The sequence below is a fragment of the Celeribacter arenosi genome (assembly GCF_039539485.1).
Classification (GTDB): domain Bacteria; phylum Pseudomonadota; class Alphaproteobacteria; order Rhodobacterales; family Rhodobacteraceae; genus Celeribacter; species Celeribacter arenosi.
Genome location: NZ_BAABDF010000003.1, coordinates 301,311 through 320,180 on the forward strand (window position 1 = coordinate 301,311; position 18,870 = coordinate 320,180).

Sequence of the window (18,870 nt, forward strand, 5' to 3'; positions counted from 1 at the left end):
TTCGACATCAACGACACCCATGTCTCACGAGGGCATTCTAGCCCTCGTTGACATGCTCGGGCTTGCTACACCGACAGTCACCGCAATGGCCGGCGGGCGAACAAACGCGCTTTGGCGCGTGCGGGACGGGGAAACTGATCTCGTCCTGAAGGTGTTTGATCGCACGCGTGGCAACGCCATGTTCCCGAACAACCCTGCGTGCGAGGCCATTGCGCTCAATGCCTTGGCGCAAACAAACCTCGCCCCGAAACTTCTGAAATCCCTGAGAACAGATCGGGCCGAGGCGATCGCCTATGAGCATCTGGAAGGCACACCATTGGAGCGTGCGAACGGATCACTCCTTTCGGCCCTGTCCCGGTTGCACACGGTTCCGCCCCCTCTGGGGCTGCGATCTATTGCCTGTGGCGAAACGGACCTCCTCGCGCAAGGCGACGCTTTCCTCGAAAGCTTAACCGATCCGTTGAGCCGCTCAGTCGCACGCAAGCGGCCTGAGCCCGCCAATTTACCCAACCGCGGGCCGCAGGTATTCCTGCACGGAGACCCTATTGCGCCCAACGCCATTCAAGGCCACGCAGGCCTGCGCTTTATCGATTGGCAATGCCCCGCCATTGGTGATCCCGTACTGGATATAGCCGTGGCGATGTCTCCCGCGATGCATGTTGCATACGGAAACCGGCCATTGGACCCGCAGGAAATAGACGATGCGCTGGATGCGTATGATGCGCCTGACACGATCGCGCGATACCGCGCGTTTCGACCCGTCCTCGCATGGCGGATGGCGTGCTATTGCGCGTGGAAAGCGGCCAAGGGCGAAGCGATTTACGGCGAAGCGGCAGAGGCCGAGCTTAGGTCATCATAATCGCCACAACGGCGCCAATACCCGCCGCAACAGCGCCACCAAACCCGAGCACCGCTGCCTGTTTCCAACGTGACGGCTCTGGCGGAGGCGTGTTCTCTTCACCCATCCGCACCAGCAGTGCCTCGGCGAGCTGGGGCAGCCGCGGCCCGAAACGCGCCAGAACTGTCCCCGTTTTCGCCAGATCACGCAGCACCGCGCGCGGCCCGACATGGCTCTTGATGTAATCCTCGACAATCGGTCGGGCGACTTCCCAAATGTTGATGTGCGGATCGAGCGAACGCGACACGCCTTCGACAACAACCATGGTCCGCTGTAGCAAAATCAATTCGGTCCGTGTTTCCATGCCGAAACGTTCGGTCACTTCGAACAGGTAGGACAACAAACGCGCCATCGAAATCCGGCTCGCGTCCATGCCGAAAATCGGCTCCCCGACTGCGTGCAACGCGCGGGCGAATTCATCGACATCACGGTCCGCAGGCACATAGCCCGCTTCGAAATGAACCTCGGCGACACGCCGATAGTCCTTGCGAATGAACCCGAACAGGATCTCCGCATAGACGCGGCGCGTGTACTCGTCGAGCGCACCCATAATGCCAAAATCGAGCGCGACGATGGAGCCGTCAGCCGCGACCTTCAAATTACCATGGTGCATGTCCGCGTGGAAATATCCGTCGCGCAGCGCGTGCCGCAGGAACATCTGCAGCACCTTTTCACCCAAGGCGACCGTGTCATGACCCGCGGCAACAATCGCATCCACGTCGGAGGCTGCAATGCCCTCCACCCATTCGAGCGTCATCACACGGCGCGACGATTTGGACCAATCCACCGAGGGGACGGAAAAACCTTCGTCGTTGAGCGTATTCGCACGGAACTCGGATGCCGACGCACTTTCCAGCCGTAGGTCCAACTCTCCGTTCACCACGCCTTCGAAGTGTTCGATAACATCGTGGGGGCGCAGACGGCGCGACGCAGGCGACAGTTTTTCAATCATCCACGCGGCAAAATAGAAGGCATCAATATCACGCCGGAATGCGCGTTCGATCCCGGGACGCAGCACCTTGATCGCGACATCTTTGCCCGTCTCCACGTCCCGCGCTTTGTGGACCTGCGCGATGGAGGCGGCGGCGACGGGTTCGGAAAAATCGGCAAACAGTGCGTCGAGCGGCTGACCCAATTCCGTGGTGATCGTCTGGATCGCGCGCGCCCGCGGAAAGGGGGGCAATTTGTCCTGCAGCACACGCAATTGCTGCGCCAGCTCCGTGCCGACAACATCCGGTCGCGTCGACAGAATCTGCCCGAATTTGATGTAGGCCGGTCCCAGCGCGGTCAATGCCCGCGTCACGGGTGGCTGGGCGGGATCCCCTTTGAACCCCAACCATTGGATCGGCCAGACTACAGTGCGGGCCAGCACGCGAAAGAGCCGAGGTGCTTCCATCGCATCCATGGCCACGCGCATCGCGCCGGTCCGCTCCATTGTCGCGCCGGTGCGGATCAGCCGCCAGATATTGTGCGGTCCGCGCATTTAAATTTTCCAACCCGAATGGAGCGCGGCAATGCCCAAACTCAAATTGCGATACTTCACCTGCTCGAAACCTGCGGTGCGGATCATAGTCGCAAATGTTTCCTGATCGGGGAATTTGCGGATGCTCTCGACCAGATACTGGTAGCTGTCACGGTCGCCCGCAATCATCTGGCCCATCTTCGGGATCACGTTGAACGAATAGAGATCATAGGCCTTTTGCATCATTGGCGTGGGAATTTGCGAAAACTCCAACACCATCAGCCGTCCACCCGGTTTGAGCACACGGTAGGCTTCTGACAATGCATCCTGGATCCGCGTCACGTTCCGGATACCAAAGGAGATCGTGTAGACGTCAAAACTATCGCTTTCGAACGGTAATGCCATCGCATCCGCCGTCACCCAATCGAGCCGATCCGAAAGGTTCCCCGCCTCGGCGCGTTTGCGCCCCTCGACCAGCATCGATTCCGTCATGTCCAACACAACCGCGCTCGCCGAAGGCGCACGTTTGAGGAAGCGGAACGAAATATCGCCCGTGCCACCGGCCACATCCAGCAGGCGCTGACCCGCGCGCGGCGCGAGCCAATCCATCATCGCATCCTTCCAGACGCGGTGAATGCCCAGCGACATCGCATCGTTCATGACGTCGTATTTGGATGCAACCGAGGTGAAGACGTCGTGCACGAGGCCCGCCTTCTCCTCTTCCGCCACGTCTCGGAAGCCAAAATGGGTCTTGTTGCCGTGACCTTCCGCCATCGTCCTTGAACCTTTCGCAAACTCACCCTTCTTATAGGGCGCACAACGCAGCATACAATCGCAAGCGCGGACCCGAGGAGACCAAAATGCCCGAATTACCCGAGGTCGAGACGGTACGTCGCGGACTGGAGCCGTCGATGAGCGGCTCACGCATCACCCGCGCCGAAGTAAACCGACCCGATCTGCGATGGCCGTTTCCGCCCGATATGGCGGCGCGGCTCACCGGCGCGCGGGTCGAACGGCTGCGGCGACGGTCGAAATATATCCTCGCCGACCTCGACAGCGGCGAGACGCTATTGATCCATCTGGGCATGTCGGGCCGCATGACCGTATCCGGCGATCCTCTCGGCCAATTCGTGCATGATCACCCCGCAGCCGAGAAACACGACCACGTCGTCATCCACCTAGATAACGGCGCGCGCATCACCTTTAACGACCCGCGCCGGTTCGGGGCCATGGACCTGATCGACACGGCCATGTGCGACACCCATCCGCTTTTGGCGAAACTGGGACCCGAACCTTTGGGAAATGCATTCAACGAAGCCCACCTGATCGCTGCCTTTGCTGGGCGCCGGATGCCCGTCAAATCCGCGCTGCTCGATCAACGCATCGTGGCCGGCCTTGGCAATATCTACGTCTGCGAGGCGCTGTTTCGGACCGGAACCCACCCCGCCCGTCTCGCCGGTCGTATCGGCAAACCGCGCGTCGCCGCTCTCGTGCCCGTCATTCGTGCGGTCCTGAGCGAAGCCATCGAGGCCGGCGGTTCATCGCTGCGCGACTACCGTCAGGCAGATGGCGAATTGGGCTATTTCCAGCACAGTTTCGCAGTCTACGGACGCGAAGGCGAACCCTGTTCGAGCGACGGCTGTACCGGCACGATCCGCCGCCTCGTCCAATCGGGTCGCTCCAGTTTCTTCTGCCCGTCCTGTCAAAGATGACTTGATCGGCGCGACCTGCCTGATAGGACTCCCCGCATTGCTAAAAGGAGCGGGATGCCCCATGGCCTACAAAACCATCGTGATCGAAACCAATGACGACGTTGAGCTCATTCGCCTTAACCGACCGGACGCGCTCAACGCGCTAAACTCCGAATTGTTGGGCGAACTCGCCGATGCACTCACCCGTGTCGATGGCGATCCGAAAGTGCGCGTTGTGGTTATCACCGGTTCTGAAAAGGCCTTTGCCGCCGGCGCCGACATCAAAGAGATGTCGGAGAAAACATATGCCGACATGGCGCTCACCGACTTCTTTGGCGCAGAGGCAAACGCCATTTCCCGCGTGCGTAAACCTGTAATCGCGGCCGTCTCCGGCTACGCGCTGGGCGGGGGATGCGAATTGGCCATGATGTGCGATTTCATCATCGCGTCCGACACCGCAAAATTCGGCCAGCCCGAAATCAACCTCGGCATCATGGCAGGCATGGGCGGCACGCAACGCCTCACCCGTGTCGTCGGAAAATCCAAAGCCATGGAAATGCACCTGACAGGGCGCTTCATGGACGCCGAAGAAGCCGAGAGATCAGGCCTCGTGTCGCGCATCGTGCCGGCCAAAAAGCTCGTCGACGAAGCCTTGGCCACGGCGCGCAAAATCGCCGAGAAGAGCGCGATCTCCGTCGCCCACACCAAGGAATCGGTCAATCGCGCCTATGAAACAACTCTCTCCGAGGGCCTGTTGTTCGAACGCCGCGCTTTCCATTCCCTGTTCGCGACCGAAGACCAGAACGAAGGCATGGAGGCCTTCCTCGAAAAACGCGAACCGCAGTTCCGCGACAAGTAGCGCCACAAATCTCTTTCCTTCTGCGCGATTCGTGCTTATAGGCACGGCTTACATGCGCGTGGAGCCCGCTCAGGCTATGATTATCCGCCCCTTCGGGGTTCGGGGTCTATGTGCGACAGGAATTCAAATAGACCTCTAGAGAGGAAACGATCATGGCAAATTCGCCCCAGTCCAAAAAACGCGCCCGTCAGGCCATCCGTCGCACCGACGTCAACAAAGCCCGCCGTTCGCGCATCCGCACCTACCTGCGTAAAGTCGAAGAAGCGATTGCTTCCGGCGACCAATCCGCAGCTCAGGAAGCACTCCGCGCAGCTCAGCCCGAGCTGATGCGTGGCGTTACCAAAGGTGTCGTTCACAAGAACACAGCATCGCGCAAACTGTCGCGTCTTGCGTCCCGTGTTAAAGCTATCGCCTAAACGCTCTCGACATTCCGAGATCTCAAAACGCGCCCCGGGGCGCGTTTTTTGTTGCCCGCACGTCAGCTGAATTTCGCGTCACGAATGCTGCACTGCGTCGATTCTCGCCGGGCGCGCGGCTAGCAAATTAGCCCGCGATCAGGCAACTGACATTCGTGGCTCCGTGGCGTCAACCGGCCGGATTGCGGCAATTCCGCCACGGCAAATGCACTGCAAAAACGCCTTTTCGGATTCGCTATCATCAAAGCACGAGTCAAGCGTGAAGATCGATTGCGCCGCGCGCTCCGGCATTGGTAGCTTCTCTATGCGATTCACGTCGTCTTGGGGGGACAGTCGGAACGCGCGGTTGATTCTGTAACGATTACGTAGAGTAAACATTACGTCACCGCCGCGTGCCGGGCAGGTTTCGGGTTGGGGTACCCGATCGCCTGCTGTCCAACACTGATGGCACGGGTTTTTTCCGTGTCGCCGCCGTTGGTTTGTCCATTAATCCCGCATGCATGTGGCACGCTGGAATAGGTCGTTCGGGGAGTGAGGTCCCCGTTCATTGTTCCGGGGTTGTGCCACGGTATTGCGATCGTAACCGGCTGTTATGCCGTTCCCGCGCGTCAATTATGACGCCGATGAACGGTGTAGATTTGTCTGTCGGTATTTCGACCAAGACGACCTGAATATCGCATGAGCTATGGGTTCAACGCCATTAGAAGCGGGGGCCCGGTGTCGAATAATCGGCATCCAATGACAACGATAATGGGTCGAACGAAGAATATGAAAAACGATACGTGGGGACGTGTTAAAGAACAACTTCTCGAGGCTGTCGGGCGTAGCAATTTCGCAAACTGGATTGAACCTCTCGAAATGGTCGAAATCGAGGAAGGCGTGGCGGTATTCACCGTGCCAACCAGCTTTATGGCGAATTGGGTCTCGCGCAATTTCTCGGATGTGATCGTGAAACATCTCGTAGCGGCCGGTGTGCCCGCGACGCGACTGGATTTCAAAGTCGTCGCAAATCGCCGCGCTAATGGTGCGGTGCCTGCGGGCAACCAGCCAAAGGGCGACGCCATGAGCGCAACCCCCGCACCCGCCGCGGAGGTGAACGTCGAAACCAAACCCGAAGAGCTTCCCGGCGCACCGCTGGATGCGCGCTTTACCTTCGACAACTTCGTCGTCGGCAAACCCAACGAACTGGCCCATGCCGCCGCGCGCCGCGTCGCCGAAGGTGGACCCGTGACCTTCAACCCCCTGTTCCTCTATGGCGGCGTCGGTTTGGGCAAAACCCACCTGATGCACGCAATCGCCCACGAAATTCGCGAACGCAGCCCCGAGTTGCGCGTCCTCTACCTCTCCGCCGAACAATTCATGTACCGCTTCGTGCAGGCCCTGCGCGACCGCCAGATGATCGACTTCAAACAAATCTTCCGCTCGGTCGACGTGCTCATGGTCGACGACGTGCAATTCATCGCCGGCAAGGATTCCACGCAGGAAGAATTCTTCCACACCTTCAACGCGCTGGTGGATCAGAACAAACAGATCATCATCTCCGCGGATCGCGCCCCCGGTGAGATCAAAGATCTCGAAGACCGGATCAAATCGCGCCTGCAATGCGGTCTGGTCGTTGATCTGCACCCGACCGACTACGAATTGCGTCTGGGCATCCTGCAAACCAAAGCAGAGGCCTATCGCGCCCAATATCCCGACCTTCAGTTCGCGGATGGGGTTCTCGAATTCCTCGCCCATCGCATCACGACCAACGTTCGCGTCCTTGAAGGCGCGCTGATGCGTCTCTTCGCCTTCGCCTCTCTGGTGGATCGCGAAATCACACTCGAACTCACGCAGGAATGTCTCGCCGATATCCTCAAGGCGTCCGACCGCAAAGTCACCGTCGAGGAAATCCAGCGCAAGGTGGCCGAACATTACTCGATCCGGCTGTCCGACATCATCGGCCCCAAACGTGTCCGCTCCATCGCGCGGCCCCGTCAGGTCGCCATGTACCTGTCCAAACAACTGACGTCGCGCTCGCTTCCCGAGATCGGTCGCCGGTTTGGCGGTCGCGACCACACCACCGTCATGCACGGCGTGCGCCGGATCGAAGACCTGCAAATTCAGGACAGCCAACTGGCCGATGACATCGAATTGCTGCGTCACGCACTCGACGCGTGACGCGATAGCGCTGCACTGCCGCGAAAATGTCGTGGCGGTGCGCTCTCAGCCCTTGACGCTCCACCGTGGAGCCAACACAGTCCCGTGAAACATTATCTTGCGTCAGGCGATGGATCGTTTAGGTTCAACTCCCGACCTTTTGGATCGACGAGGGTGGCATGAAAATCAGCATTGAACGCGGCGCGCTTTTGAAAGCCGTCGGGCAGGCGCAATCGGTCGTCGAGCGGCGCAACACTATTCCGATTTTGGCGAACGTCCTGATCGAGGCAGAAGGCAATTCTGCTTCCTTCCGCGCGACGGATCTCGACATCGAAGTGATCGACAAATGTGACGCCATGGTCGAACGCGCTGGCGCAACCACGGTCTCCGCTGTGACGCTGCACGAAATCACGCGCAAACTTCCCGACGGCGCGATGGTGCAGCTTAGCGACGACGGCACCGGCCGCCTGACGGTCGAAGCGGGGCGCTCGAACTTCTCGCTCGCCACGCTCCCAAAAGAAGACTTCCCTGTCATGGCCTCGGCCGAATACGACAGCAACTTCGCCATTCCCGCACCGGTCCTGCGCCGGCTGTTCGATAAATCGAAATTCGCGATCTCGACCGAGGAAACCCGCTACTACCTCAACGGCGTCTACATGCACGTCTCCGAGGGCGAAGGCGGCAAGGTTCTGCGCTGCGTCGCGACCGACGGTCACCGTCTCGCCCGCGTTGATGCACCGCTCCCCGATGGGGCTGGCGACATGCCGGGCGTGATTGTGCCGCGCAAAACGGTTGGAGAATTGCGCAAACTTCTCGACGATGACGACATGTCCATCGCGGTCTCCGTGTCCGAGGCGAAAGTGCGCTTTGCCACACCCGACATCACGCTGACCTCGAAAGTCATCGACGGCACATTCCCCGACTACACCCGCGTCATTCCCGTGGGAAACACCCGCAAACTCGAAGTGGACGCGTCCGAATTCGCCAAGGCCGTGGATCGCGTCGCGACCGTGTCTTCCGAACGCTCGCGCGCTGTAAAACTGGTGCTGGAGGACGATAAACTCGTGCTCTCCGTCAACGCACCCGATAGCGGTGCCGCCGAAGAGGAACTGGTTGTCGCCTATTCCGATGAACGCCTGGAAATCGGTTTCAACGCGAAATACCTGCTCGAAATCGCGAGCCAGGTCGACCGCGAAAACGCCGTCTTCCTGTTCAATTCCTCCGGCGACCCGACCCTGATGCGCGAAGGCAATGACACCTCCGCCGTCTATGTCGTCATGCCGATGCGCGTGTGAGTTCACCGCAGCTACCGACAGAATGCGAGGGTCCATGGGCGGCCTTTTTATCGAAGAGCTGACCCTATCCCATTTCAGATCGCACAAGGCCGCGCGTCTCGAACTGGACGGGCGGCCTATCGCGCTTTTCGGCCCCAATGGTGCCGGAAAAACCAATATCCTCGAAGCAGTCTCCCTCCTCTCGCCGGGCCGTGGCCTGCGCCGTGCCGCACCCGATGAAATTTCGCGCAAACCGGAAAGGCTCGGATGGAAAATCCGCGCCGACCTTGTTTCGCTCCACCAATCGCATGAAATCGAAACATGGGCCGAAGACGGTCAGTCGCGATCAGTCAAAATCGACGGAAAATCCGCCCCGCAGGTGGCGCTGGGGCGCATCGGGCGTGTGGTCTGGCTGATCCCCGCGATGGATCGCCTCTGGATCGAAGGCGCAGAAGGGCGCCGCCGGTTCCTCGACCGCATGGTGATGAGCTTTGAGCCCCGCCATGCCGAGGCCGTTCTGGCCTACGAAAAGGCGATGCGCGAACGCAACCGTCTGCTCAAAGACATGGTGCGCGACGCCCATTGGTATGGTGCTCTGGAGGCGCAGATGGCCAGCCACGGCGCGATGATCATGGAAAACCGCCTTCTATCGCTCGAACGGCTCGCCGCCGCACAGGAGGGCGCGCAAACGGCCTTTCCCACCGCCACACTCACACTTCAGGCCTCGGATGGCTCACAACTCCTGTCTTCCGCCGATGACCTCCTTGCCGCTTTCCGCGACGGTCGCCCCCGCGACCTCGCCGCAGGACGGACCCTGATCGGACCCCATCGCGCGGACCTCGCCGCAGTTTACGCGGCCAAAGACGTGCCTGCCGACCAATGTTCCACCGGTGAACAAAAAGCGCTTCTGATTTCCCTCATCCTCGCCAACGGACGTGCCCTCGCCGAAAGCTTCGGTGCGCCGCCGATCTACCTCCTCGACGAGGTTGCAGCCCACCTTGACGCCGCCCGTCGCGCCGCGCTTTATGACGAAATCTGCGCTCTGCGGGCACAGGCATTCATGACCGGCACCGGGCCGGAACTCTTTAGCGAACTCGGCTCCCGCGCCGCCCATTTCGAGGTGACGGAAGAGGCGGGCGCTTCACACCTGAAAGTCGTCGAATGACCATCACGCTGCCCGAACTCGGCCTCTACGCGCTCGCTCTCCTGATCCTCTTTCTGACCCCCGGCCCGGTCTGGGTCGCCATGCTCGCACGCGCTCTGTCCGGCGGATTTGCATCCGCGGCGCCGCTCGCACTGGGTGTGGTGGTGGGTGACGTCCTCTGGCCGCTCCTCGCTATCCTCGGCGTCACGTGGATCGTGTCGGAATTCGAAGCCTTCCTGACCGTCCTGCGCTGGGTTGCGGTGGCGATGTTCCTGTTCATGGGGTTCATGCTGATCCGCCACGCCGATCGAACGATCGCATCCGACAACCGCCTGACCCGCCCCGGCGTCCTCGCGGGATTTCTCGCAGGCCTCGTCGTCATCCTCGGCAACCCCAAAGCCATCCTGTTCTACATGGGCCTCTTGCCCGGCTTCTTTGACCTCACAGCCCTCACCAGACCCGATATCGTGGCGATCTGCGCGATCTCTGCGGTGGTCCCGCTCCTCGGCAACCTCGTGCTCGCCGCGTCAGTGTCCAAAGTGCGCGCGCTCATGACGGCACCCGGCGCAATCCGGCGGATGAACATCATTGCCGGCTGCCTCCTCATAGCTGTTGCGTTCGTGATCCCCTTCACCTGACGGCGACCCCTAAATATTGTGCCATCTGCGTGACAATGCACCCGCCGTGACGTATAAATCAGGCAGGAAATAACAAGGATTTTCAAATGTCCGACGACGCGCAGCAGTCACCCGCATACGGTGCCGATTCCATCAAAGTTCTCAAAGGCTTGGAGGCGGTGCGCAAACGCCCCGGCATGTATATCGGTGACACCGACGATGGCTCGGGCCTGCATCACATGGTTTACGAAGTCGTGGACAACGGCATTGACGAAGCTTTGGCGGGTCATGCCGACTATGTGACCGTGAAAATCCACAAAGACAGCTCGGTCTCCGTGCGCGACAACGGACGCGGCATTCCCACCGATATGCACACCGAAGAAGGCGTCTCCGCGGCCGAGGTCATCATGACCCAGCTGCACGCTGGCGGTAAATTCGACAGCAACTCCTACAAGGTTTCCGGTGGTCTTCACGGCGTGGGTGTTTCCGTCGTGAACGCCCTCTCGGAATGGCTGGAACTCAAGGTCTGGCGCGCTGGCAAAGTCCACGTCGCCCGTTTTGAACACGGTGATACCTCCGAACACCTCAAAGTCATTGGTGACGCGGGCGATGAGACCGGCACCGAGGTCCGCTTTCTCGCCGCCTCAAAGGTCAACGACCCGAGCTTTACCTTCTCAAATCTCGACTACTCTTTCGAGACGCTCGAAAAGCGCCTGCGCGAACTGGCATTTCTGAACTCCGGCGTGCGGATCATTCTCGAAGATCACCGTCCCGCCGAACCGCTGCGCTCGGAGTTGTTCTACGAAGGCGGCGTGAAAGAATTCGTCAAATACCTCGACCGCCACAAAACCTCGATGATGCCCGAACCGATCTTTGTGACCGGCGAACGCGACGACATCGGCGTCGAAGTGGCGATGTGGTGGAACGACAGCTACCACGAAAACGTCCTGCCCTTTACCAACAACATCCCCCAGCGCGACGGGGGCACACACCTCGCCGGTTTCCGCGGTGCCCTGACCCGCACGCTGACCAAATACGCTGCCGAAAGCGGGATCGCGAAGCGTGAGAAAATCACCTTTACCGGCGACGATGCCCGCGAAGGTTTGACCTGCGTGCTTTCCGTAAAAGTGCCCGATCCGAAATTCTCGTCCCAGACCAAAGACAAACTGGTCTCCTCGGAGGTGCGTCCCGCCGTTGAAAACCTCGTGGGCGAAAAACTCACCGAGTGGATGGATGAAAACCCCGCGATTGCCCGCATGATCGTCGGCAAAATCGTCGAGGCGGCGATGGCGCGCGAAGCGGCGCGCAAAGCGCGCGAACTGACCCGCCGCAAATCCGCGCTGGACGTCAACTTCCTCGCCGGCAAACTCAAAGATTGCTCCGAAAAAGATCCTGCCCAGACCGAAGTCTTCCTCGTCGAGGGTGACAGCGCCGGCGGCTCCGCCCAAACCGGCCGCGACCGCCGCACACAGGCGATCCTGCCCCTCAAAGGTAAGATCCTCAACGTCGAGCGCGCGCGTTTCGACCGCATGCTCGGATCGCAGGAAATCGGCAACCTCGTCATGGCGCTCGGCACAGGCATCGGGCGCGATGAATTCAACATCGACAAACTGCGCTACCACAAGATCGTCATCATGACCGATGCGGACGTCGACGGTGCCCACATCCGCACGCTTTTGCTGACCTTCTTCTTCCGCCAGATGCCGGAGCTGATCGAACAGGGCCACCTCTTTATCGCCCAGCCACCGCTCTACAAAGTGGCGCGTGGCAAATCAGAGGTCTACCTGAAAGACCGCGCGAGCCTCGAAGACTACCTCGTCGAACAAGGCATCGATGGCGCTGTTCTACGGATGAAAAACGGCGAAGAGATCGCCGGTCAGGACCTTTTGCGCGTGGTCGAGGGCGCACGCTCCTTCAAACGAATTTTGGACGCCTTTCCAACACATTACCCCCGCCACATCGTCGAACAGGCCGCCTTCGCAGGCGCGTTTGAACCCGGCCGCGTGGACGCCGATCTGCAAGGTACCGCTGACCGCATCGCACAACGTCTCGACATGGTCGCGGCGGAATACGAACGCGGCTGGACAGGTCGCCAGACACAGGATGTCGGTATCCGCCTGACGCGGGTTCTTCGCGGTGTCGAAGAGGTCCGCACACTCGATGGCGCGATCCTGCGTGGTGGCGAAGCGCGTCGTATCCACCGCGAAGTCGACGCGACCAATGGCGTGTTTTCCGACCCCTCGCGTCTCGTGCGCAAAGAACGCTCGACCCCCATCTATGGGCCGACCGATCTGCTCGACGCGATCCTCGAAGAGGGTGAAAAAGGCCTGTCGCTCCAGCGCTACAAGGGCTTGGGCGAAATGAACCCGTCGCAGCTATGGGAAACCACACTGGACCCCGATGCCCGCACGCTCCTGCAGGTGAAGATCGAAGATTTCGTAGAAGCGGACGACATTTTCACCAAACTCATGGGCGACGTCGTCGAACCCCGCCGCGAGTTCATTCAGGAAAACGCCCTGAACGTCGAAAACCTCGACGCCTGACCCTATTTGCAAGTGAATGAATTTTGCTCGGCGACGCGCATGTAATTGCGCGTCGCCCTTATGCTTTGGCACGGTTAAGTTTCTGATCTGGCGGCACTTACGCGATTTGCATGCAGACCTCCGCATCCCGCGACACGTTCATCAGAGCAAAGTGAGCGAAACGGCGAAAAATGCGCTATACTCTCAACACAGCACCGAATGCTCACGCGCAGGAGAGAAAATGTCCCTTCGTCGCCATGTTGCTATTCTCGCCTGCCTGCTCCTCTCGGCCTGCGGTTTCGTAGACTTTGACAAAGCGCCCGTGGGCCGGTTTGACGGCTCGCTTCTCGTCATGTGGGTCGGTGAAGGCGACTCATCGGGCGATGGACGTTTCGTATACGTCCCGAGCCGCACGCGCCCGCTCACCTTTTATCGCGACAGGCCGGGCGTTGAGGTCACCACGATACAGCCGGACCTGATGTACACCGACGGCGGGTCCATTCCGAAAGCCGGGCAGCTTTTCAACGGCTTTTCCCCGTGGGGCTATGCGCCGGCCTATATGGTGCATGACTGGCTCTTCGTCGCGCGCCACTGTTTGATCGATGGGGATGCCAACGAAGCGGAGCAAAAGATCGCGGGCATGGAATTTCAGGAAAGCGCCGAGATTATTGCCGAAGCGATCAAGACATTGGTCGCCACCGGCAAGGTCCAGAATAACGATGTTGCCCCACGGGTGATTTCCGGTGCCGTCGCAGGACCGTTTGCCTATGAACGCTGGACGGTACAGGGCGCCTGCAAAGACGACCGCGTTTCGCAGGAACACCGCCGAGAGGTTGAAGCAGCCTTTGCACAACGCTCCGGCGCGCGCCTGCGAACACTGGGCGCTCCTGCGGCCAGGATCGTCGCCGAAATCTCTTTCTGACACAGTGCGCGCAAAGTTACGCTCTCACTGCCCATTCCTGCGCCGGACGGTGAGCCGGATCTGTTTCTCGATTTCGATGGTCGCGAAAAACGTCACGCCAATGGCGAGCATGATCAACCCGTCCACAAAGGACACGGACGCCGTGCCCATGATCTTCTGGGCCACGGGAACATAGGTCACAATGAACTGCGCCGGGACAATCACGGCAAGGCTGATCCAGACCGCCCGCGTCCCACGGATCGCATCCCATGACAGGGACGTTCCATACATGTTGCGGATGAAGAAGAGGTGGAAAATCTCCAGTATGACCAGCATGTTCATCGACATGGTCTGCGCCAAGGCCGGCGAATAGCCCCGGTCAATCGCATAGGCATAGAGCCCGAACACGGCCGCAACGAACAGTGCACCGACCAAGGCGACATGCCACACCAACTCACCCGTCAAAAGCGGTGCAGAGCGTTCACGGGGACGCCGCAACATCGTACCCGGCTCGGTCGGCTCAAAGGCGAGCGCGAGGCCCAGCGTCACCGCCGTAATCAGGTTCACCCAGAGTATCTGCACCGGACTGATCGGCAGGGCCAACCCCAACAAAAGCGCAGCGACAATGGTGCCCGCCTCTCCGGCGTTGGTCGGCAAGGTCCAGCTGATCACCTTGCGCAGGTTGTCGAACACGGTGCGACCCTCGCGCACCGCCGCGGCGATGGATGAGAAATTGTCGTCGGTCAGCACCAACTCGGCGGCCTCCTTCGCGGCTTCCGATCCCTTGACGCCCATCGCAACACCCGCATCCGCCCGCTTCAACGCGGGGGCATCGTTCACGCCATCGCCGGTCATCGAAACGGTCAACCCCTGTGCCTGCATGGCCGTCACGAGCCGGAGTTTGTGCTCGGGTGAGGTGCGCGCGAAGATATTGGTGCCCATCACTTCTCCCGCCAACTCGCCATCGCTCATATTGGCAATATCGGCGCCGGTGAGCACCTTGTCGGCATTGATCAACCCGATCTGCTCACCAATCGCCGCGGCGGTTCCGACATGATCACCCGTGATCATCTTGACCGCTATTCCGGCCCGATGACACTCCGCCACCGCTTCGATCGCTTCGGGCCGTGGCGGATCGATGAGACCCACCAATCCCGCCAAGGTGAGGTGGCCGTCGATGTCGCTTTCCTGCAGGCTGTCCGCCTTGGTGTCGGCATATGCCAGCGCAATGACGCGCTCTCCACGCCGCGCAATACGATGTGCTTCGCCCGTCCAATGGCCTTCATCAAAGGGGGCGCCATCCGAATTGCCCATCTGGGCCCGGCACATCCCGAGGATACGCTCGGGCGCGCCTTTTACCAAAATCTGACGCGTCCCATCGGGCGCCTCGATCAAAACCGCCATGTAGCGGTGCGCCGCGTCGAAGGGTATTTCGTCCAGTCGGCGTAATCCCTCGACAGGGAATTCCGCCTTACCCGCAAAGGCCAAAAGAGCGCCCTCCATCGGGTCGCCTTCCACGGACCAATGACCGGCCTTGTCCGACAACTCGGCGTCATTGCACAGCGCCGCAATCTTTGCGACCGCCTCCAGATGGGTAGACGCCGGAGCGGGCGTAATGTCCCCTGCCGGCGCATATCCCGCACCGGTGACGGTATGATGCCCGCTGGCCAGCCCGAGAGAGGCAACCATCATCTCGTTGCGCGTCAGCGTCCCTGTCTTGTCACTGCAAATCACCGAAACCGCGCCGAGCGTCTCGATCGAGGGCAGCTTGCGCACGATCACGTTGCGCTTGGCCATGCGTTTCACACCAATGGCAAGCGTGATGGTCAGCACCGCAGGCAGGCCTTCGGGGATCGCGGCAACGGTCAGACCGACCACAACCATGAACATCTCGTCAAAGGGAATGTGGCTGACGAAGTACCCAAAGGCGAGCAAGACTGCCGCCAGCACGAGGATCATCGCCGTCAGCCACTTGGCGAATTTGTTCATCTGCTCAACCAGCGGCGTGGTCAAAACGCCAACATCGCGCAGCATCCCGCTGATCCGGCCAATCTCCGTCGACAAACCCGTGGCCACAACGACGCCACGCCCGGTTCCCGCAACAACCGTCGTGCCGCTAAAGGCCATCGGCTTCCTGTCGCCCAACGGCACATCGGGTGCCACGGGGTCAGTGGATTTGTCCACCGGCACAGATTCACCGGTCAGAACGGCCTCCTGAATGCGCAATGCTCGCGCACCCGAAAGACGCAGGTCGGCCGGAACCCGATCACCGGGTTCGAGCAGGACGATATCGCCCCTCACGAGGTTCTCGGCGGGAATGCTCACACGCCGGTTGTCACGCATAACATTGGCATGGGGCGCCAGCATGGACCGGATCGCCGCCATGGCATTCTCTGCCCGCCCTTCCTGAATGTAGCCAACGATTCCGTTGACCAAAACAACGGCTAGGATCACACCTGTATCGGCCCAGTGCTGCAATATCCCGGTGACCAAAGCCGACCCCAGCAGGACATAGATCAGCACATTGTGGAAATGCCCGAGAAACCGCAGGATCGGGTGCCGACCCGCCCGTATTGGCAGAGCATTCGGTCCGTCTTCGTCGAGCCGTCGGGCAGCTTCCTGAACGGTCAACCCTGTCGTGCTGGTGCTGAGCTTTTCGATGCAATCCAACGCCTCGTGCGCATGCGGGTCCCGCAGATCCGCCAGACCTCGTTCAGATTTTGCGGTCTTGGTCATCATGCCCACCTTTTGCTGCGCTCGCCCGACGCGCGTTGCTTTCCCAAAACACCTTGCACGAACACGGGTTGGCTGCAAACGGGCACCACGGCTTCTTGCCGTGCGGCAAATGGCTACGCGTGCAACGCGACGAGGTGGTTGTCCCATTGAACATCATGTTGGATCAGAACACCCGCGCTCGCCCCATCAGGCCGCCCGATTTCGCCGGTCCCTGACGTGATGGTAAAGCCACCCTGCGCGGGCGCGACCCCGCATACATCGGCCATCGAAATCGAACGTCGATACCGCGCCGTGGCCACATCAAACACCTGAACCAACCCGCCGCGCGGCGACGTGATCGCCACCTGCGCCCCATTGCCACTGAACGCAATGCTGCCGGCGTAGCCCTGCATTTTGCGATGTTCGTCCGGCGGCGTGTCCAGATAGGTGAACGCCGCGCCGCGCCGATGTAGCGCGACCAAAGACGGCGCTTCGCTCACATCGCCCTGCCACTGCATCGCAAAGGCGACCAACCCATCGGGCGACACCGCGAGATGGCGAATGGAATTCATATGCCGCGACGCCTCCGGTTCAACCTGCTCCACGATCTCGCCCGACAGGCTCACGTAGGTCAGGTTGGGCTGCATGAAGGGTATGTTGAGCTTGGCACGACCGCTGTCAGGATGCGTTTCAATACCGCCATTGGCCACGACGAGGGTGCGTCCATCCGGCATCAGGCGAACGTCATGCGGGCCAATCCCGCCGGAGGCAAAGCTACCGATCCGGCGATACCCGTCCGCCACATCCCAAACCCCGATCATTCCCGTCGCGGTGTCAAATTCGTTCTCTGTGGTGAACAACCGTGTCCCATCCGCCGAAAACGCACCATGCCCATAAAAATGCATCCCCGCAGGCGCGTTCAACACCGACGTCGTGCGGCCCGTTTCGCAATCAATAACGATGGCAAAGGTTCCCGGTCGGCGCGCAAAAGCCACCGCTTGCGCCCGATGGGGATGTGCCGCCGCCGCATGGCCACGATCCGGCAAATCGACGCTGAACAAACCGTTCCCGTCTTCATCGAGACCAAATAGCCGATAGGCCCCCGTGCCATCTCGCGCCGCCGCCAGATAGGCGGGATGACCGACCTTGGCCCACCCCCGACCCGCATAGGCCGACGCCGCCGCGAGCCCGCCTATAAACGCGCGCCGTGTCGGCATGTCTCAGTCCCCGTCCAGCGAATTGAATCCTGCTTCAACCCCGAGGTGGGGCCCCAATTCTCCCGCCACAACGGTGCGCAGCTCATCAATCTTCTGTTGCAGGATTTCGACCCGAAAGCGGCCCGACGGGTCACTGACCCCCGCGAAAACCGGATCGTCCGATAGCCCGGCCGCCTTTTCCAGCGCACTGTCATAGGCCTTTCCCAGCGCAGCCGCGACATCGGGCGCATCCGCAGCCAAAGCCCGCGCCAACTCCCGCGTCGCCTCCAGAGAAATCACCACATGGCGCAACGACCGCCCCGACCGACGCGCCTCCGCGCGCGCCGCACGCGGTTTGTCATAGGTCCCGAGCGGACGCCCGAGCCGCGTGTCGGACGTGAACTGTAGCCCCGCCGTCACCGCCTTGAACAATTCCTGTAGCGCCTCTTCCTCGCTCCGGTAGACGTCATTTTCCCCCGCCGTTTCAAAAAGCGCGAGGTACCGATCCTGCCAATCTTCCAGAATGGCATCCGCGTTTCGCGCAATATCTGCAGCCACCGCACGCCCCAACGCGCATCGGTAATCCGCCGTGTCCGGCGTCGCAATTGCACCATCGTAGAGCAGGTATTCGAGACCATAGAACCCGCGCGCCGCAATGGATACCGACCCGAAGGCCGCCGGATCTTCAACGACGGGATCCCTGTCACGGATCAACGCGCCCAAACGCGACGGTGTCGCCCCGCGACTGTCGGGCCAAAACGCCAAGGCAAACGCCCGCTCGTCCGTCTCCGTGGGACCAAACCGCAAATGGCTCACCGCGACCCACGCATCAAAGGCCTCACCAAAGCGCGCCTTCAATTCGCCATTGTCCTGCGAACACGCGCCCTGTGCCGCCGTTGCCAAATCGTGGCTCGCCTCGGCCAGTGCAACAAACCCCGGCAGCACAGTGTCGCGCACCACATCTTCGGCCTTGGGGGCGGCCATACCCGAGGCGGGCAGGAGCGCGATGAGCGCAGGCATCAGATACTTTTTCATA

General features: G+C 60.7%; 15 protein-coding genes. 10 read left to right on the forward strand and 5 right to left on the reverse strand.

The window, feature by feature from the left end; all coding sequences use genetic code 11:
* Positions 1–19: 19 nt before the first annotated feature.
* Entirely contained in the window at positions 20–859 is an 840-nt protein-coding gene (locus ABD815_RS03715; RefSeq protein WP_344843627.1) for an aminoglycoside phosphotransferase family protein, read from the forward strand.
* Here ABD815_RS03715 and ubiB read toward each other — a convergent pair.
* Positions 846–2,381: a 2-polyprenylphenol 6-hydroxylase gene (ubiB, locus tag ABD815_RS03720; RefSeq protein WP_344843630.1), complete on the reverse strand. Its 1,536-nt coding sequence runs from the start codon at positions 2,379–2,381 to the stop codon at positions 846–848. The two genes, ABD815_RS03715 and ubiB, sit on opposite strands and share 14 nt — an antisense overlap.
* A complete protein-coding gene (gene ubiE, locus ABD815_RS03725) occupies positions 2,382–3,134 on the reverse strand; it encodes a bifunctional demethylmenaquinone methyltransferase/2-methoxy-6-polyprenyl-1,4-benzoquinol methylase UbiE (protein ID WP_344843631.1) in 753 nt (250 codons plus the stop codon).
* An 86-nt stretch (positions 3,135–3,220) separates the two neighbouring features.
* Here ubiE and mutM point away from each other — a divergent pair, with 86 nt between their 5' ends.
* The 9 genes from mutM (at position 3,221) to ABD815_RS03770 (ending at position 13,944) form a co-directional block, all read left to right on the forward strand.
* Positions 3,221–4,072, forward strand: a complete 852-nt coding sequence (mutM, locus tag ABD815_RS03730; protein WP_344843634.1) for a bifunctional DNA-formamidopyrimidine glycosylase/DNA-(apurinic or apyrimidinic site) lyase — start codon at positions 3,221–3,223, stop codon at positions 4,070–4,072.
* A gap of 61 nt (positions 4,073–4,133) precedes the next feature.
* Positions 4,134–4,910: an enoyl-CoA hydratase gene (locus tag ABD815_RS03735; protein ID WP_344843637.1), complete on the forward strand. Its 777-nt coding sequence runs from the start codon at positions 4,134–4,136 to the stop codon at positions 4,908–4,910.
* 152 nt (positions 4,911–5,062) lie between these two features.
* Positions 5,063–5,326 carry a 30S ribosomal protein S20 gene (gene rpsT, locus ABD815_RS03740; protein ID WP_344843640.1) on the forward strand — a complete coding sequence of 88 codons (264 nt, stop codon included), beginning with the start codon at positions 5,063–5,065 and terminating at the stop codon, positions 5,324–5,326.
* 768 nt (positions 5,327–6,094) lie between these two features.
* Positions 6,095–7,486 carry a chromosomal replication initiator protein DnaA gene (gene dnaA / locus ABD815_RS03745; RefSeq protein WP_344843642.1) on the forward strand — a complete coding sequence of 464 codons (1,392 nt, stop codon included), beginning with the start codon at positions 6,095–6,097 and terminating at the stop codon, positions 7,484–7,486.
* A 158-nt stretch (positions 7,487–7,644) separates the two neighbouring features.
* Positions 7,645–8,760, forward strand: a complete 1,116-nt coding sequence (dnaN, locus tag ABD815_RS03750) for a DNA polymerase III subunit beta (RefSeq protein WP_344843644.1) — start codon at positions 7,645–7,647, stop codon at positions 8,758–8,760.
* Positions 8,761–8,794: 34 nt separating this feature from the next.
* Positions 8,795–9,904 carry a DNA replication/repair protein RecF gene (gene recF / locus ABD815_RS03755; RefSeq protein WP_344843646.1) on the forward strand — a complete coding sequence of 370 codons (1,110 nt, stop codon included), beginning with the start codon at positions 8,795–8,797 and terminating at the stop codon, positions 9,902–9,904.
* Positions 9,901–10,521 (forward strand): LysE family translocator, encoded by a 621-nt coding sequence (locus ABD815_RS03760; protein WP_344843649.1) that lies wholly within the window; start codon positions 9,901–9,903, stop codon positions 10,519–10,521. Before recF ends, ABD815_RS03760 begins: the two co-directional genes overlap by 4 nt.
* 86 nt (positions 10,522–10,607) lie before the next feature.
* Positions 10,608–13,043, forward strand: a complete 2,436-nt coding sequence (gyrB, locus tag ABD815_RS03765) for a DNA topoisomerase (ATP-hydrolyzing) subunit B (protein ID WP_344843652.1) — start codon at positions 10,608–10,610, stop codon at positions 13,041–13,043.
* Positions 13,044–13,263: 220 nt separating this feature from the next.
* A complete protein-coding gene (locus ABD815_RS03770) occupies positions 13,264–13,944 on the forward strand; it encodes a hypothetical protein (RefSeq protein ID WP_344843654.1) in 681 nt (226 codons plus the stop codon).
* Between the two features lie 24 nt (positions 13,945–13,968).
* Here ABD815_RS03770 and ABD815_RS03775 read toward each other — a convergent pair whose 3' ends face one another.
* The 3 genes from ABD815_RS03775 to ABD815_RS03785 form a co-directional block, all read right to left on the reverse strand.
* Positions 13,969–16,659, reverse strand: a complete 2,691-nt coding sequence (locus ABD815_RS03775; RefSeq protein WP_344843656.1) for a cation-transporting P-type ATPase — start codon at positions 16,657–16,659, stop codon at positions 13,969–13,971.
* 113 nt (positions 16,660–16,772) lie between these two features.
* Positions 16,773–17,855: a DUF1513 domain-containing protein gene (locus ABD815_RS03780; RefSeq protein ID WP_344843658.1), complete on the reverse strand. Its 1,083-nt coding sequence runs from the start codon at positions 17,853–17,855 to the stop codon at positions 16,773–16,775.
* A gap of 3 nt (positions 17,856–17,858) precedes the next feature.
* Positions 17,859–18,869, reverse strand: a complete 1,011-nt coding sequence (locus ABD815_RS03785; RefSeq protein WP_344843661.1) for an imelysin family protein — start codon at positions 18,867–18,869, stop codon at positions 17,859–17,861.
* Between the last annotated feature and the right edge of the window lies 1 nt (position 18,870).